Origin of the sequence: Streptomyces sp. JJ38, assembly GCF_019303475.1 — a bacterium.
Lineage (GTDB): Bacteria > Actinomycetota > Actinomycetes > Streptomycetales > Streptomycetaceae > Streptomyces.
Map to the genome: position 1 here is coordinate 13,994 of NZ_JABLSI010000007.1, position 16,671 is coordinate 30,664.

Genomic DNA, 16,671 nt, shown 5'->3' on the forward strand with positions numbered 1-16,671 from the left:
CTTTCGATTCCTCGGCGCGTACCAGCGTACGCCCCGTGCTCGGTGTCCCCCGCACCCCGGTCGGCCGGGGGAAACAAGGTGGGTGGCTACCAACCGGTAGAACGCCCGTGCGATCAGATGGTCCGCGGTTCCGGCGACGACTCCTCCAGGACGGCCCGCAGGTGCTTCTCGACGACGGGCAGCACCTCGGTGACGGGCACGGGACGGCCGAGCTCCCTGGAGAGCGAGGCGACCCCGGCGTCCCGGATGCCGCAGGGCACGATGCGGTCGAACGAGGTGTTGTCGGAGTCACAGTTGAGCGCGAAGCCGTGCATCGTGACGCCCTTGGCGACCCGGATGCCGATGGCGGCGAGCTTGCGGTCCTCACCGCGCTGCCCGGCGTTGGACGGCGCGTACTCCGGCCCGGCCATCCGGGGGTCGAACTCTCCCTCCTCGCCCGCCTTCGGCGAGGAGGGGCCCACCTCCTCGCCCGCCTTCGGCGAGGAGGGGCCCGCGAGCCGCGGGTCGAAGTCGAGCGAGAGTCCGCCCGGCGCGGGCTTCGCGGGCAGGGGGTCGCCGAGGATCCAGACGCCGCTGCGGCCCTCGATGCGGCTGGTCTCGACGCCGAACTCGGCGCAGGTGCGGATCAGCGCCTCCTCCAGCCGCCGCACGTGGGCGACGACGTCCACCGGGCGGGGCAGCTTGAGGATCGGATACCCGACGAGCTGCCCGGGCCCGTGCCAGGTGATCTTCCCGCCCCGGTCGACGTCCACGACGGGCGTGCCGTCCAGCGGGCGCTCGCTGTCCAGCGTGCGGCGCCCGGCGGTGTAGACGGGCTGGTGCTCCAGCAGCAGGCAGGTGTCCGGGATCTCGTCGGCGAAGCGGGCCGCGTGCACCTCGCGCTGCCGCTGCCAGGCTTCGCGGTACTCGACCGCGTCCTCTCCGAAGCCCAGGTGGACGTAGCGCAGCTCACTCACGGCGGCTCTCCCTCTCGACGTTCACGCGCGTCGCCGGTGACGCACCTGTCCCTTACTGTACGGCGGCCCGCGGGCACACCTTCGGGCGTCCCCGTCTCACACGTATGGATGAATACCCGCCCGTGGCCACCGGAGCCGCTGCTCAGACGGCTACATTCACGCCCGTTCCGCAGGGCGCCCAGGCGTCCCCACCAGACCGACGGGCAGGAGACCGCACAGCCGATGCCGACGGAACGACCTGGGGCCCGCCCCTCCGCCCAGCGCACCCACAACCGGCAACTTGCCGCACTCATCGCGGAGGCGGGGTTCTCCAACGCGGGCCTGGCCCGGCGGGTGGACCAGCTCGGGCTGGAGCACGGGCTCGACCTGCGATACGACAAGACGTCCGTCACACGCTGGCTGCGCGGTCAGCAGCCACGCGGCACGACCCCGGCCCTGATCGCCGAGGTCTTCACCCGCCGACTGGGCCGCCGCCTGTCGGCGCAGGACCTTGGCCTGGACCCGTGCGCGCCGGTGTACGCGGGGCTGGAGTTCGCCGCGACGTGCACGGAGGCGGTGGACATCGTCAGCGGTCTGTGGCGCAAGGACGCCGGCAGCCACCGCGAGCTGCGCAAGATCGCGTTCACCCCGGCCGGGCTGGTGGTGCCGAGCCGGGACTGGCTCATCGGCCGCCCCGACGAGCACGTCGGGCGCGGTGAGCCGCCCGCACCGACACCCCCCGCACCGACGACCCCCGTGCCGACGACGGCGGGGCCGACGGCCCCGTCTTCCCCCGCCCGCATCCCGGCGCAGTCCCGACCCACCGGGGCGGTGCAGCGCGGGACGAGGGGGGAGCGCCCCGACCTGGTGGAGCGCAACCCCGGTCAGCCCGTCGGCGAGGGGGACGTGGCGGCGCTGCGTTCCGTGGCGGAGCTGTTCCGCTCGCTGGACGAGGCCCACGGCGGCGGCCACGCCCGCCAGGCGCTGGTGCGCTATCTGGAGCACGAGACGGAGCCCCTGCTGCGCGGGGCGTACGGCCACGCGCTGGGCCGCAGGCTCTTCGCGGCGGCGGCCGAGCTCACCCTGCTCGCGGGCTGGACGGCGTACGACGTCGCCGCCCACGGGCTGGCGCAGCGGTACTTCGTGCAGGCGCTGCGCCTGTCCCAGGCCGCGGGTGACCGCGCCTACGGCGGTCGGGTGCTGGCCACGATGAGCCAGCAGGCCGTCTACCTCGGGCACGGCCGGGAGGCGGTGCAGCTCGCCCGGGTGGCGCAGCAGGGCGTGGGGCCGGGCGGCCCGGGGGCCGTCCAGGCGCTGCTGCACGCGGCGGAGGCGCGCGGGCACGCGCTGCTGGGCGACGGGCGGTCCGCGGCGGCGGCGCTGTCCCGGGCGGAACGCTCGCTGGAGACGGCCGGGCCGGACGGGCAGGAGGACGAGGAGGAGGGACGGCGGTGGGCGCGGGTGTTCGGGCCGGCGCAGTTCGCGGACGCCGCGGGGCACTGCCACCGTGACCTGCGGCAGTACCGCGCGGCGGCGCTGCACGCGGAGCGGGCGCTGCGGCTGACGGAGCCGGGGCAGGAGCGGGGCGCGGTGCTGACCCGGCTCGTGCTGGCCGGAGCGCGGCTGGGTCTGGGCGAGGTGGAGGAGGCGTGCCGGCTGGCGGCCGAGGCGGCACGGGGGGCCTCGGAGCTGCGGTCGATGCGGGCGTACGAGTACGTGCGGGACTTCGAGCGCAGGCTGGAGCCGCACCGGGACGCGCCGCCGGTGCGCGGCTACCGGGAACGCGTCGCGGCCCTGGGCTGACGGGCCGGGGCCGCCGACGGGCGGGGCCGACGACGCGCCCCTCAGAAGGCAGCCGCGCCTCAGGCCAGCCGTGCCTCCGCCGCCGCGAGGATCTCGGTGACGCGGAGCCCGTACGCGGCGTCGCAGGGGTGCGGCTCACCGGAGAGGAGGGCGTCGACGGCGCGGCCGTAGGCGGCGGAGGCGGGCGCGTCGCGCTCGGGGAGCGTGGCCACGCCCGCCGCGCCGCGCAGTTCGGCGGTGACGCCGGAGGCGGCGGGCGGCACCGAGTGGCTGACGGTCGCGGTGCTGGACGCGCCGGAAGCGTGCCGCAGCAGCAGGTGGACGGTGTCGCCGGGGCCGCGGGCGGCGGTGACGGCGGCCGGGTCCTCGGGGTCGACGTCGCCGAGCACGCCGGTGAGCAGGGAGAGGGCGTGCGGGCCGATGTCCCACAGGGCGCCCTTCTCCCGCCGCCAGGGTGAGGCGGCGTACGGGCTGCCGCCCGGCTCGCCCTGGGGGTGGCCCGGGGCGAAGACGGGCGAGAACCACTCGGCGCGGCCGGTGGTCCAGTCGCCGGTGAGGCGCTGCTCGGCGATCCAGCGTGCGGAGGTCTCGGCGAAGCGGAGGGTGAAGAAGACCACCGAGCGGACGCCGGTGCGCCGGACGGCGTCGACGACCTGACGGGCCCCGGGGACGGTGGTGGCGAGCGGCTTGTCGAGCAGGAGGTGCCGGCCGTGCGCGGCGGCCCGGACGGCCAGGGCGGCCTGGACGTCTGGCGGGAGGGCGAGGGCGACGGCGTCGCAGTCCGCGAGCAGGGCGTCCACGTCGTGGTAGGCGCGGGCGCCGTGCTGCCGGGCGAGGGACTCGGCGGCTTCGGGGCGGCGACCCCAGACGCCGGCCAGCTCGACTCCGGGGTGGGCGGCGAGCGCGACGGCGTGGGTGCGCGCGGCCCACGTCCCGGTTCCCAGCAGGCCGAACCTCACGCGGACGCGGCCTGGTCGCGAGCGTCCTCCTGATGGGCGACGTAGGCCTGGCGGTCCAGGTCGGCGATGTGGACGGACAGGTCGAGGCGGCGTCCGGGCAGCGGGGCGACCCACTTGCGGGCCAGGTCCAGCACGGCGCGGGCCAGCTCCGTCTTGGCGTCCTGGGTGCGCCCCGAGAGGACGGCGACCTCGATGTGGACCATGTCGACGTCGGTGTCGCCGCCGGCGATCACGCACTCCTCGACGGGCCGGAAGCGGGTCTTGCAGGCGGCGACCGAGGCACCGACGGTCTCCTCGGTGACCCTGTGCAGCTCCCTGCCGAAGGAGGGGCGGTCGAAGGTGGCGGCGAGCGGCGCCGCGTAGTCGACGGTGATCTGCGGCACGGTGGAGACCTCCTGTTGGTCGTGGTTCGTGGGCCAGACTATGGCCTGCCTCACGGGGCGGCGCGCCGCGGGGCGCGGTGAGGCCGCCCGCGGCGCGCCGGGACCTCCGCGGTCAGCGGTGTCGCGCGCGAGGGCGAGTTCACAACCGTTTAACAGTGGAGCAACTGGCGGGAAATCGCTCCCGATGACGGTGGCATGCAGCGCGACACCCGCACCGAGCTGCCGAAGGACACCCGTCACGTGAGCTACAAGGCCGAGTACATCTGGATCGACGGTACCGAGCCGACCGCCAAGCTGCGGTCGAAGACGAAGATCCTGCCCGACGGCGCCGAGCCGCCCGTGTGGGGCTTCGACGGCTCCAGCACCAACCAGGCCGAGGGGCACGCCTCCGACTGCGTGCTGAAGCCCGTCGCCTCCTACCCGGACCCGATCCGCGGTGGCGACGACAAGCTGGTGCTGTGCGAGGTCTTCAACATCGACGACACTCCGCACCCGTCGAACACGCGGGCGCTGCTGCGCCCGCTGGCGGAGAAGTACGCCGCCCAGGAGCCGATCTTCGGCATCGAGCAGGAGTACACCTTCTTCGACGGCGCCCGCCCGCTCGGTTTCCCCGAGGGCGGCTTCCCGGCCCCGCAGGGCGGCTACTACTGCGGCGTGGGCGCGGACGAGATCTTCGGCCGCGAGATCGTCGAGAAGCACCTGGACAACTGCCTGGCAGCCGGGCTGGGGATCAGCGGCATCAACGCCGAGGTCATGCCGGGCCAGTGGGAGTTCCAGGTCGGCCCGCTCTCCCCGCTGGAGGTCTCGGACCAGCTCTGGATCGCCCGCTGGCTGCTGTACCGCACGGCCGAGGACTTCGGCGTCTCCGCCACCCTCGACCCCAAGCCCGCCAAGGGCGACTGGAACGGCGCCGGTGCGCACACCAACTTCTCCACCAAGGCCATGCGCGAGGGTTACGACGCGATCCTGGCCGCGTGCGAGTCGCTGGGCAAGGGCGACAAGCCCGCCGAGCACATCCGCGAGTACGGCGCCGGCGTGGAGTCCCGGCTGACCGGTGCGCACGAGACCGCGCCGTGGAACGAGTACAGCTACGGCGTCTCCAACCGCGGTGCCTCGGTACGCATCCCGTGGCAGGTCGAGGTGGACAAGAAGGGCTACATCGAGGACCGGCGTCCCAACGCCAACGTCGACCCGTACGTGGTGACGCGGCTGCTGGTGGACACCGTCTGCACCGAGCTGGAGTCGCTCGACCTGGTCTGACACGACCTGGTCTGACACGAGCTGTCGGACACGAGCTGTCGGACGCGCGCCGGGGTGGCCGCCGTCCGACGCACCGGGGGCCTGTGGGGCCTTCCTCCGCACCGGAGGGAGGCCCCACAGGCGTCTTCGGTACGTGACCAACTCCGGGGTTCGCTCGTTCAGATGAACGTGGCCCTGAAGGATGCGACTACTCCCCCGTCCCCGTCCGCCGGTCCCGTGGATGTCGAGCGGGCCGAGGCGGCCCTCGTCGAGCACTACCCGCGGCTCGTGCGCCTCGGCTACCTGATCCTCCCGCCCTCGCTGGGTCGGCACCGCAGGTCCCTGACCGCGCACGCACTGGCGCAGCGCGCGCTGCCGCGCGGGAAGGCGGCCAAGGAGGAGCCACCGCTTCCGGTCCAGCGGTCCGGCGAGCGGCCCGGCCCCGGCGCCGGGTACGCGTATCTGCGGCTGCGGGTGGTGCGGGGCGCGCTGGCGGCGCCGCGTCCGCCGCGGCTGAGCCGCTGGGAGCTGGGCTGGCTGCCGAAGCCGCGTCCGCTGCTGCCGCAGGTGGCGGGGCTGCGACTGTTCCCGGGGGCCGGGGGCGCGGACGAGGTCTCCCTCGAGCAGGCGCTGGCCGCCGTCAGCGGCCCGGGCCGGGCGGCGTTCGTGCTGCGCGGGCTGGAGGGGCTTTCGGACGCGGACGTCGTCCGGCTGCTGGATGTGGCGGGGGTCGCCGCGCCGGAGGAGGCGCTGGCCGAGGCGGACGAGGTCAGGGTTCCGGCGGGCAGCCGGGATCGTCCGCTGCTGGAGTCGCCGGAGTTCGACGCCTGTTCGCTGCGGGCCCGGCCCACCGATCTGATGCGGCGCCGCCAGCACGTCCGGGCCGCGGTGGTGGCGGCGGTCGCGCTCGGGGCGTGCGGGGTGCTGCTGGGGCTGCCGGGGGACGGCTGGGGGCCGCGGGGCGCGGCGGCGCCGGTGTACGCGCAGAACCCCTCGGCCGAGCGCGCGCTGGACCCGGGGAAGCTCCAGCGGATCGCGCCCGCCGCGTGGCGGGACTCCTCGCGGGCCGACTTCTCGGTGTGGCCGACGCGCGGCGAGCTGGCGGAGGACGAGGCGCTGCTGCGCCGGGCGCTGGCGGTGTGGGCCCGGCCCGGGGAGCAGGTGGCCGTGACCGCGACGCCGGGTACGGCCTCGGGCCCGGCAGCCGGTCCCGCGCAGCTGCTGTACGCCGGTGAGGTGGACGGCGCCGCGGTGGTGCTGCTGTACGACGGCCTGCGGGTCGTGCGGTACGCGGAGCCCGTGGACGGTACGCGGGGCCCGGTCGCGCTGGACTTCGCCCGGGCCGACGCCGCCCTCGCCGAGGCGGCCGGCGCCGTCCTGCTGACCCGGAGCGACGGGAACGCCCGCTACCTGGTGGCCCCCTGGGTGACGGGGCTGGCCCTGACGGACCTGCTGAACCCCGAGGACACGACGACGCCGGTCAAGCGGCGCGCCGACGGCGTGACCGAACCGGTCACCAGCCCGCCGCTCGGGCAGCGCACGTGCACGGCCTGGTCGGCACTGCGGGTGTCGACCGCGGGGCGGGAGCATCCGTACCTGCTGACGGACCTGGGCGAGATCATGCCGGCCCGGCTGACCTTCGGGGAGCCGGGGGCCGGGCAGCCGGACGCTCCCCTGGACGCGGCGGCGAAGACGGTGCTCGCCCGTGGCGCGTGCGGGCTGAACGCGCTGGCCGGGGGCGGGGTGAGCACCGTGAACACGTGGGCGTTCGCCGCGCAGGAGCTGCCGGAGTCGAACGGGACGGCGCGCTGGGTGTGCACCCGGGCGGAGACCTGGCGCGGGCCCGGCTCGAAGACCTCGGTGCAGTTCCAGGCCCCGTCCGACGACCCGACCGTGCCCGGGGCGGTGCTCGTGCGGGCGACGGACGAGCCGGCCTGCGGCCCACGGGAGCCCCGGGTGCTGAGCGGGGTGCTGTGGAGGGCGTCGGGCGGCTCCTGGTACCTGTTGGCGGCGGGGAGCTCCGAGGTCACGTCCATCACGGCCGCCGGAGAGGTGGAGGCCGCCGAGAGCGGCCGGCTGCTGGCCGTGCCGGCGTCGCAGGGCGCCGAGGCCGAGCTGACGGCCTCGCTGGAGGGCGGGGGCGAGCTCAAGCCGCTGGAGGCCACCGAGGCCCCGTAGCCGCAGCCCCGCGGCCGGAGCCCCGCCGCCCCCGTGTCGGGGCCCCGTGAACCGGACGCCCGTCGTTCCTCCTCCCCGCGACGGGCGTTCCGCACGTGTGGGGCCCGTTGGCCGAACGTCGCGGCGTGGTCTGCCCGCTCCCGGCGGCCCTCGTTAGGGTGACCTCATGACTTCCGGGGTTCGGCGCAGAATGGGTGTCCAGGAGCGGCGGGAGCAGCTCATCGCGGTGGCGCTCGACCTGTTCAGCGAGCGCTCCCCCGACGAGGTGTCGATCGACGACATCGCATCGGCCGCGGGCATCTCCCGTCCGCTCGTGTACCACTACTTCCCCGGCAAGCACAGCCTCTACGAGGCGGCGGTGCGGGTGGCGGCCGAGGAGCTGGCCGGGCGGCTCTCCGAGCCGTGCGAGGGGCCGCTGGGCGCCCGCCTGCTGCGCGTGATCGGCCGGTACTTCGACTTCGTCGCCAAGAACGGCCCCGGCTTCGCCGCGCTGCTGCGCGGCGGCATGGCCATCGGCCCGGCCCAGGCCAACGCCATGATCGACCGGGTGCGCCAGCGGGCCTACGAGGAGATCCTCCGGCATCTCGCGATCGTCTCCCCCGGCCCGCGGCTGGCGCTGGTGATCCGCTCCTGGGTGGGGCTGGCCGAGACGACGGCGCTGACCTGGCTGGACGGTCGGACGATCCCCCGCGCCGAGCTGGAACGCCAGCTGGTGCACGACTTCCTGGCGCTGGCGGCGGTGGCGGCCGCCACGGACGAGGAGACGGCGGACGTCGTGCGGCACATCGTGGCGCAGGAGCCCGCCGACAGCCCGTTCACCGAGCTCGTCGACCGCCTGCTGGCCCTCGTCCCCGACGGCCGGAGCGGGGCCGGCGGCTCCTGAGCCACGCCCTGGCGTCCGGTGGACCTCCCCGGCGGTACCCGGGCCTGAGCCCGGGGTACCGCCGGGGAGAGCCGTCGGCGCGCCGTCGCGGCCGCCCGCGTGCCCCCGGATCGTGGGCGTTCCCCCGGACGGGGCCGTGACCCCGCCGGCCATCACTCAGCCGGTGCAGGCGCAGCCGGCGGCGGCCTTGGCGTCCGCGGGGCTCTGCGCGGGGTCGAGGGCCTGCTCTTCGGGCGTGCAGCAGGCTGTGGTGCCGCAGCAGGCGTCCGGGGAGGCGTCGGCCTTCTCCATGGAGTCGGTATCGCCCTTGACCACGTACACCTCCCACGGCTCCTGGCCCGGGCCCGTCACCCACACCTTGTCCTGGAGGGCGTAGCAGCAGGACGTGTCGTTCTCCTCGAACGTGGCCAGGCCCGCTTCCTTCAGGCGGGTCGTGGCGGCGTCGACGTCCTCGGTGCTTGCGACCTCGACGCCGAGGTGGTCGAGACGGGTGTCGGCGCCGGCCTCGCCCTCGATCAGGACCAGCTTCAGCGGGGGCTCCGTCAGGGCGAAGTTCGCGTATCCCTCGCGCCGCTTGGCGGGCTCGGCGTCAAGAAGCTTGGAATAGAAGGCGATCGAACCCTCAAGGTCGGCGACGCGCAGGGCGAGCTGGACTCGGGACATGACGGTCTCTCCTCTGAGATGGACGCTGCATCGACATTTGTCGATACAGGAGAGCCTGACATCTATATAGACAGTCGTCAACATAGAAGTGCGTCAAAGCAAGCCGATGGGCCGACGTCCGGCTGCCGGAGCAGGGGCTCGGCTCTCCGCAGGGCGAGGCGCACGACGGCGGCCCGCCCCCGCGAGTGGCGGGAGCGGGCCGTGCGGACGTCGCGCGGGCCTGGCCCGGTGGGCCGGTCAGGCGGCGGTGAAGACGGCCACGGTGCGGGCGGGGACGGTGAAGGTTCCGGTCTCCTTGTCATGGGTGGCGGACTTGACGGTCGCGTCGGAGCCGGTGGCCTGCCGCTCGTGCAGGGTGTAGCCGGTTCCGGCGGTGGCCGCCAGGCGCTGGTCCTGGCTGTCCGGCGTCGCGTTGAAGACGACGACGAGGTCGTCCAGGCGCATGGTGATCACGCCCGGGGTCTCCCCGCGCCCGGACAGCGGGAAGCTCAGCCGCCGCTGGACGTCGGCGGTGCTGCCCAGGGAGAAGGCGTCCTCACCGGCCCGGATGGCGAGCAGGTCGCGGTAGGCGGCGGAGGCACCGTCGATCTCGGCGCAGCCGGGGACGGCGTTCGGGTTGGTGAGGAGCGGCTTGGCGTAGGACCACTTGTCCCGGTTGTCCCAGGCCGGGGGCAGCCCGCGGCCGAAGCCGTTGCCGCGTTCGCAGGTCCAGTTGAGGACGTTGAACCAGTCGCCGGAGTTGTAGCTGTTGCGGTCGAGCGACTTGCTGCGCAGCAGGTCGGAGCCGGCCTGGCTGAGGGCCGGGCCCTGGGAGAGCACGGCGGTGGCCATGGCGAGGACCTGCATACGGGCGCGGTCGGCGGCCGGGGTGTCGGCGGGCAGCTTGAAGGTGAGGGCGTCGTAGAGGGTCTCGTTGTCGTGGGCGTCGGCGTAGGCGAGGGCGTCGCCGGGTGCCTGGGCGTACCCGGCGGGCGAGCCGTTGTAGTCGACGTCGGCGCCGGTCAGGGTGCGCCCTGAGCTGTCGGTGAACCGGTAGTCGGCGAGGTTGCCGGTGAGGCCGACCTTGATGAGGTCCTGGTAGTGCAGGAGGCGGGCCTTCTGTTCGGCCTCGGTGCCGTTGGCGGCAGAGCCGTTGGGGTCGGTGTAGAGGCCGGAGGCGAAGCCCTGGATGCCGGGGTCGGCGTCGAAGGGCCCGCCGCCCCGGACGGCGTCGCGAGCGCGGTCGGAGAAGGTGGCGACGCCGGTTCCGGCCATGTTCGCCTGGGTGGCCTGCTCGAAGCGGGCGTCGTCAGCCACCTCGCCGAAGTTCCAGCCCTCGCCGTAGAGGATGATGCTCTTCCCGTCGACGCCGTCCTTCTCCAGCGTCAGCGCGTCGAGGGCGGCGCGGACGGCGCGGATGTTCTCCTTCGGGTGATGGCCCATGAGGTCGAAGCGGAAGCCGTCGACCTTGTACTCCTTGGCCCAGGTGACCACGGAGTCCACGGTGAGCTTGCCCATCATGGTGTGCTCGGGCGCGGTGTTGGGGCAGCAGGTGGACGTGGCCACGCCGCCGTCGGCCGTCAGCCGGTGGTAGTAGCCGGGCACGATGCGGTCGAGGACGGACTTCTCGTCCTGCCCGGCGGCGTAGGTGTGGTTGTAGACGACGTCCAGGACGACGCGCAGTCCGGCACCGTTGAGCCCCTGCACCATTTTGCGGTACTCGAGGGTGCGCCCCGGCCCCTCCGGGTCGGTCGCGTAGGAGCCCTCGGGCACGGTGTAGTGCAGCGGGTCGTAGCCCCAGTTGTAGGCGTCCCGGTCGCGGATCTCGCCGACGCACTCCTGCTGCTCGGCCGAGTCGGCCGGGTGGGAGGCCAGGTCGCAGTCGGGGCGGGCCTGGTCCTCCGGGCGCTCGGGGGTGGTGGCGATGTCGTAGGTGGGGAGCAGGTGGACGTGGGTGGCGCCGGCGTCCGCGAGGCCGCGCAGGTGGGTCATGCCGTCGCTGTCGGAGTCGGTGAAGGCCAGGTAGCGCCCGCGGTGTTCGGCGGTGGGGTCGGCGGCGGAGAAGTCGCGGACGTGCAGTTCCTGGATCTGGGCGTCGCGCAGGGCGACGGCGCCCGGCTTGTCGAGATCGTCCCAGCCCTCCGGGGCCAGTTCGGCGTCGTCGAGGTCGACGACGAGGCTGTGCTCGGAGTCGGTGGTGAGCGCCGTCGAGTAGGGGTCGGTGACGTCGTTGGTGACGACCTTCTGGACGGTGGGCGCCCACACCTTCACCTGGTAGCGGTAAGGCCTGCCCGCCCAGCTCCGGTTGCCCCGGACGCTCCACACGCCGGTGGTGTCGTCGCGGCGCATGGCGACGGTCCGCCCGTCGAGTTCGAGGGAGACGGACTGCGCGGTGGGCGCCCACACGGACAGCGTGGGCCGTCCCCGCTCGTCGAAGACGGGCCCGAGTTCGGCCTGTGCGGCCTGGGTGCCGTAGAGGTCGTCCAGGACGCCGGGGAGCTGCACGCCGGTGGCGGCCAGCAGGGCGCCGTCGGGTGCGCGCCGGGTGGCGACGACCTGGCCGCGCAGGGCCTCGCGCACCCGGTCGCGGTCGCGCGGGTCGACGCGGAAGGCGGCGTACTCGCTCAGGTGCGGGTACTGCTCGCGCTGTTCCTCGGTGAGGCCGCCGGGCACGGGAGTGAGGCGCAGCCAGCGGCCCTCGTGGGTGAGGGTGCCGTCGTCGGCGAGGGCGATGCGGCCCTCCCGGTCGTAGAGGAGCTGCGTGGTGGCCGCCGCCTCGCTGTCGGAGACGTTCCAGGCGAGGGTGGAGCGGTCGATCCACTGGGCCTCGGCCTTGCCGAGGTCGAGGTCGGGTGCGCCGCCGGTGGTGGGCAGCAGGTAGCCGGGGGTGCCGGAGAGCTTCCACACCTCGCGGCCGTGGGTGGCGAAGTCGATTGACTGGTCGGCTTGTTCGTCCTTCTCGTCGCCGCGGTGGATGATGTGGCTGAGCGTCGTGGCGCCCTCGGCGAGCGGCACCTCGAAGGTGAGCCCGAAGGCGTCGCTGCGGGCGGGCGCGAGCGGCTTGGTCCACTCGGTGGGCTCGGCGGCGCCGGTCCAGGTGTGCAGGCCCCAGCCGTCGTAGTCGCCGTCGGGGCGGTGGTAGTGGAGGACGGCGGTGGTCTCGTCCTGCGGCGGGTAGACGCCGTCGGGGCGGGTGTGCGCCGCGCCGTCGCCGCCCTGTTCGACCCAGACCTCTCCGGAGCGGGCCAGGTCGATGGTGCGGGTGGCGCCGTCGGCGGTGCCGTTCTGCTCGATGGTGAAGGAGAGTTCGCCGCCGCGTTCGGCGTCGGTGGGCTTCACCCAGGCGAAGGCGCCGTAGGCGTCGCGTCCGGTGAAGGCGGCGGTGCGGTCGCCGGCGACGAGCTGCCAGTCCGCGTAGTCGCCCTCAGGGCGGTGGTAGTGGACGACGGCCCAGTCCCGCTCGACGGCGGAGGGCGCCTCGGGGGCGGGCGGCGTGCCGGAGACGCTCTCGGCCCGGGCGGCGGCGGTGCGCCCGGCGTGGTCCACGACGACGGCCTTGTACCGCAGGGGCGTACCGGGGGCGAGCTCGGCGTCGAGGTGCTGGGTGACGGTGTGGGGGGCGTGGTCGGCGGTGCCGAGGGTCTGCCAGCGGCCGTCACCGACCTGGGCGGAGAACACGACTCGGCTGAGGGCGCCGCCGTCGACGTCGGCCGTGACCTCGACGGTGCCGGTGGCTCCGTCGGCCGGTGCGGTCAGGGTGACGCCGGGCTCCTCCTGCGAGGCGGGCAGCGGCCGGTCGGCCCGGTGGACGGTGGCGGACAGGGCCGGGACGGTGATCTCGATGGCCCCGTCGCGAGTGGTGACGGCCTCCGTGTCCGTGCCCGTGCCGCCGTAGAGGCGGGTGAACGCGGCGCCGTCGGTGGCGACGGGCACCCTCACCGTGCGCGGCTCCTCCGCGTTGTTGAGGGCGACGACGTACTCGACGGGCTGCTCGTCCGCGCCGAAGCGGGAGGTGGCGTGGACGCCGGCGCCGTCGTCGGCGTACCGCTGGATCTGGGTGCCGTCGCGCAGGGCGGGGTGCTCGGCGGTGAGCCGGGACAGCTCGGCGATCGAGCGGTACAGCGGGTGCCCGGTGTCGTAGGCGTCCTGGGCGTGGGTGCGCTCCGGGCTGCCGATCTGCCGGTTCTTCTCGGCGTCGAGGTAGTCGGGGGTGCGGGAGGCGAAGAGGGTCTGGCGGGCGTCCTTGTCGCCGCCGGCGCCGGTGAAGCCCTGCTCGTCTCCGTAGTAGACCACCGGGTTGCCGCGGCTGAGGAACATCAGCTCGTGGGCGAGGGTGGCGCGGCGCAGCAGCTCGGCGTCGTCGGCCCCGGGGTTGTCCTGGGCGACGAAGGTGCCGATGCGGCCCATGTCGTGGTTGCCGAGGAAGGTGACCTGCTCGTAGGCGTTGGACCGGGCGGTGGTGTAGCGGTAGTCCTGTGCGAAGACGTCGGAGAGCGCGCCGGCGTCGCCGCTCAGGGACGCGAAGGTGCGGGCGGCGCTCTGGAAGGGGAAGTCGAGGGTGGAGTCGAGCCTGCCCTGCGTCACGTAGGGCGCGGTGACGGCCGGGTCGGCGGAGTAGACCTCGCCGAACATGAAGAAGTCCTCGTTGCCGCGCTTGGCGGCGTAGGCGTCGAGGGCCGTGGCCCACTGCGTCCAGAACTCCATGTTGACGTGCTTGACGGTGTCGACGCGGAAGCCGTCGATGCCGAAGTCCTTGACCCACCGCTGGTAGATCCGCTCCATGCCCTTGACGACCTCGGGGCGTTCGGTCCACAGGTCGTCGAGGCCGACGAAGTCGCCGTGCCCGGAGGACTCGCCCGCGAACGTCGAGTCGCCGCGGTTGTGGTACATCGTCGGGTCGTTGAGCCAGGCGGGGACCTTGAGGTCCTTCTCGTCCTCGGGCACGACCGGGGTGCGGGGGAAGGAGTCCTCGTCCACCTCGGGGAAGGACGTCCCTCCCGCGTACGCGGCGTCGTCGAAGGGTTCGCCGTCCTTCGTCAGATAGGGGAAGGCGCCCTTGGAGAGGTAGTGGGAGGAGTCGCCCTCGTAGCCGACGACGTCGGCGGTGTGGTTGGTGATGACGTCGAAGAAGACCTTCATGCCCTTGTCGTGGGCGGCGTCGACGAGTGCGCGCAGCTCGTCGTTGGTGCCGAAGTGCGGGTCGACGCGGGTGAAGTCGGTGATCCAGTAGCCGTGGTAACCGGCGGAGGCGTGCTCGCCCTCGCCCTGGACGGGCTTGTTCTCGAAGATCGGCGCCATCCAGATGGCGGTGGTGCCCAGGCCCTCGATGTAGTCGAGCCGGTCGATGAGCCCGCGGAGGTCCCCGCCCTGGTAGTAGCCCTTGTCGGTGGGGTCGAAGCCGGTGGTGGCACGCCCGCCGGTCAGCCCGCCCCGGTCGTTGCCGGCGTCGCCGTTGGCGAAGCGGTCGGGCAGAACGAAGTAGAACTGCTCGCGGGTCAGCTCGTGCCGGGTCGCGGCGGCCGCGAGCTTGTCGTCCGACGGCGGCGGGGGCGCCGTCTTCGGAGGCTCGGCGGGGCCGCAGGCCGACAGGAGCGTCGTGAGCAGGCCGGCCACGAGGGTGGCGGCCGTGCCTCCTCTGCGGCGCGCGGTGGGACGGTTCACGGCGGTGGTCTCCTTGCGGGAAGGGCGGGCGGGTCGTGCGGGAGGTACCGGACGGGTGGGGTCGTGCGGGAGGTACCGGAGAGGCGGGCGGGCCGCCCGGCCCCGTCGGCGGGGACGGTGGACGGGGCCGGGCAGCCGGTCTGTGGGGTCAGGCGCGCCAGGTGTCGTTGAGACTGACGCGGCCGTGCGCGGGAACCGTGAAGGAGCGGTTGGAGCCGCTCTCCCAGGTCACGCCGCCGCTCTCGTCCTTGCGGATGTACTTGTAGGCGCAGGTGGTGCCACCGGGCAGGTCGAGGTCGAGCTTCCAGACCGGGTAGGCGGCGGGGTCGAGTGCGGGGGCCGCGCCGGTGTCCCAGCCGCCGAGGGCGGAGCAGTCCCCGGCGACGTGGATGTTCTGGCCCCACTGGGTCGTCGCCTCGACGTTGAGGGAGACGCCGGTGTCGGTGCCGGTGCCGCCGTCCGAGCAGTCCCGGGCGCCGGTGTGCAGGGCGAGGGCGGTGCCGGGCGCGAGCGTCGCGGTGAACCGGCCCGCTCCGTCCACGGTGACGGGGTTGCCGCTCTGCACGTCGCAGTACGTGCCCCCGGGCAGCGAGGTCTGGAACGTGTGGGTCAGCGAGGAGCCCTCTTGGTTGAGCGCGACGTAGGCGACGTCGCCGCGGCCGAAGGCGATGGCGTCGTTGCCGTTGTCCCACCAGTTCGTGACCGGCTGGCCGTGGGCCGTGTTGCGCAGGCCCACCATGGCGGAGATCTCCGGCCAGGCGTGCTGGCACTTCCAGCCGTCCTGGTAGCAGGCGTTCACGGTGCCGCCGTTCGGCGGACCGGCGTCCTTGTGGTCGAAGGTGTAGCCGGAGTGCACGTCGGGCGCGCCGTAGGGCCAGGCGAGCATGAAGACGTGCGCCAGGGTGTAGTCCGCGCCGTCCTTGTAGGTGAGCGTGTCTCCGACGCGCTCGGTGTCGTGGTTGGTGACGAACACGGCCGACTGCCCGGAGTTCAGGAAGCCCCAGCTCTCGCCGTAGTTGCTGAGATAGGCGAGCTTCTCGTGTCGGAAGACGCGCTTGAGGTCGCGGGCGTAGCGGAACTCCTGGACGTCGCCGGTGCCGAGGTACTCGTCGGGCTGGACGGCCTCGCCGGCGCCGTGGATGGCCTCCTGCTTCCAGTAGACGTCCGGCTGGTCGAGCTTGGACTTGATGGCTTCGAGGTCGGAGGCCGGGATGTGCTTGACGGCGTCGACACGGAAGCCGTCGACGCCGAGGGAGAGCAGGTCGTTCAGGTAGTCGGCGATGCGCTGGCGCACGTACTCCTTGCCGGTCCGCAGGTCCGCGAGGCCGACGAGTTCGCAGTTCTGGACCTGGTAGCGGTTGCCGTAGTCGATGGAGTCGTCGCGGCAGTCGCTGAAGTCCCCGTCGCTGTAGGGGGCCGCCGGGTAGTCGTACTTCGTGTACGACGAGCCGCCGGTGCCGGTACCGCTGCCGGCGGACATGTGGTTGACGACGGCGTCGGCGATCACCTTGACGCCCGCGCCGTGGCACGTGTTCACCATGGCGCGGAACTGGTCGCGGTCGCCCAGACGTCCCGCGATCTTGTAGCTGACCGGCTGGTACGCCGTCCACCACGCCTCGCCCCGGATGTGCTCCTGGGGCGGCGAGACCTGGACGTAGCCGTATCCGGCGGGGCCGAGGGTGTCGGTGCACGCGCGGGCGACGGAGTCGAACGTCCAGGAGAACATCACCGCGGTGACGTCCCTGGTTCCCGGGGGTGCGGCCTGTGCCGGGGCGGGTGAGTGGGCTATGAGCGCGCCGGCGGCGCTCGCCACGAGGGCGAGGGCGGCGGCCGTGGTGCTGCGGACCACGATTCCTCCTGCCTGAGGGGAGCCTGCTGCGGATGCCTTCGCAGGCCACGCGCCGCGCCCGTAAGGCTGATGAGGGGGCGGCCCCGTGGGGTGGGGAGCCACTGAAAATCTCTGAAAGAACCTGGAAGCTCTTCCGACG

The 16,671-nt window shown here is 73.7% G+C and carries 10 protein-coding genes; 4 read left to right on the top strand and 6 right to left on the bottom strand.

Annotated features, from left to right (window positions below):
• Positions 1–113 precede the first annotated feature (113 nt).
• Positions 114–956 (bottom strand): lipoyl(octanoyl) transferase LipB, encoded by an 843-nt coding sequence (gene lipB / locus HPT28_RS05260; RefSeq protein WP_219089737.1) that lies wholly within the window; start codon positions 954–956, stop codon positions 114–116.
• A gap of 222 nt (positions 957–1,178) precedes the next feature.
• Here lipB and HPT28_RS05265 point away from each other — a divergent pair, with 222 nt between their 5' ends.
• Positions 1,179–2,738, top strand: a complete 1,560-nt coding sequence (locus HPT28_RS05265; RefSeq protein ID WP_219089738.1) for a regulator — start codon at positions 1,179–1,181, stop codon at positions 2,736–2,738.
• Positions 2,739–2,797: 59 nt separating this feature from the next.
• Here HPT28_RS05265 and HPT28_RS05270 read toward each other — a convergent pair whose 3' ends face one another.
• Together HPT28_RS05270 and HPT28_RS05275 are read right to left on the bottom strand one after the other, a co-directional pair.
• On the bottom strand, positions 2,798–3,697 hold the full coding sequence (locus tag HPT28_RS05270) for a Gfo/Idh/MocA family protein (RefSeq protein ID WP_219089739.1): 900 nt from the start codon (positions 3,695–3,697) through the stop codon (positions 2,798–2,800).
• Entirely contained in the window at positions 3,694–4,134 is a 441-nt protein-coding gene (locus HPT28_RS05275) for an isomerase (protein ID WP_308119087.1), read from the bottom strand. The genes HPT28_RS05270 and HPT28_RS05275 overlap by 4 nt, the downstream gene beginning before the upstream one ends.
• A 186-nt stretch (positions 4,135–4,320) precedes the next feature.
• Between HPT28_RS05275 and glnII the strand changes: the two genes are divergently transcribed.
• From glnII to HPT28_RS05290, 3 genes are all read left to right on the top strand, one after another.
• Positions 4,321–5,340 carry a glutamine synthetase gene (gene glnII, locus HPT28_RS05280; RefSeq protein WP_219089815.1) on the top strand — a complete coding sequence of 340 codons (1,020 nt, stop codon included), beginning with the start codon at positions 4,321–4,323 and terminating at the stop codon, positions 5,338–5,340.
• A gap of 162 nt (positions 5,341–5,502) precedes the next feature.
• Complete coding sequence (locus tag HPT28_RS05285) at positions 5,503–7,497, top strand: hypothetical protein (RefSeq protein ID WP_219089740.1); 1,995 nt, start codon at positions 5,503–5,505, stop codon at positions 7,495–7,497.
• 166 nt (positions 7,498–7,663) lie between these two features.
• Positions 7,664–8,380: a TetR/AcrR family transcriptional regulator gene (locus tag HPT28_RS05290; protein WP_219089741.1), complete on the top strand. Its 717-nt coding sequence runs from the start codon at positions 7,664–7,666 to the stop codon at positions 8,378–8,380.
• 156 nt (positions 8,381–8,536) lie between these two features.
• Here the strand turns inward: HPT28_RS05290 and HPT28_RS05295 are convergent, their stop codons facing one another.
• The 3 genes from HPT28_RS05295 to HPT28_RS05305 form a co-directional block, all read right to left on the bottom strand.
• Positions 8,537–9,043 carry an ArsI/CadI family heavy metal resistance metalloenzyme gene (locus HPT28_RS05295; RefSeq protein WP_219089742.1) on the bottom strand — a complete coding sequence of 169 codons (507 nt, stop codon included), beginning with the start codon at positions 9,041–9,043 and terminating at the stop codon, positions 8,537–8,539.
• A gap of 237 nt (positions 9,044–9,280) precedes the next feature.
• Positions 9,281–14,683 carry a pullulanase-type alpha-1,6-glucosidase gene (pulA, locus tag HPT28_RS05300; protein ID WP_219089743.1) on the bottom strand — a complete coding sequence of 1,801 codons (5,403 nt, stop codon included), beginning with the start codon at positions 14,681–14,683 and terminating at the stop codon, positions 9,281–9,283.
• A gap of 148 nt (positions 14,684–14,831) precedes the next feature.
• On the bottom strand, positions 14,832–16,532 hold the full coding sequence (locus tag HPT28_RS05305; RefSeq protein ID WP_219089744.1) for a carbohydrate-binding module family 20 domain-containing protein: 1,701 nt from the start codon (positions 16,530–16,532) through the stop codon (positions 14,832–14,834).
• Positions 16,533–16,671: the final 139 nt, after the last annotated feature.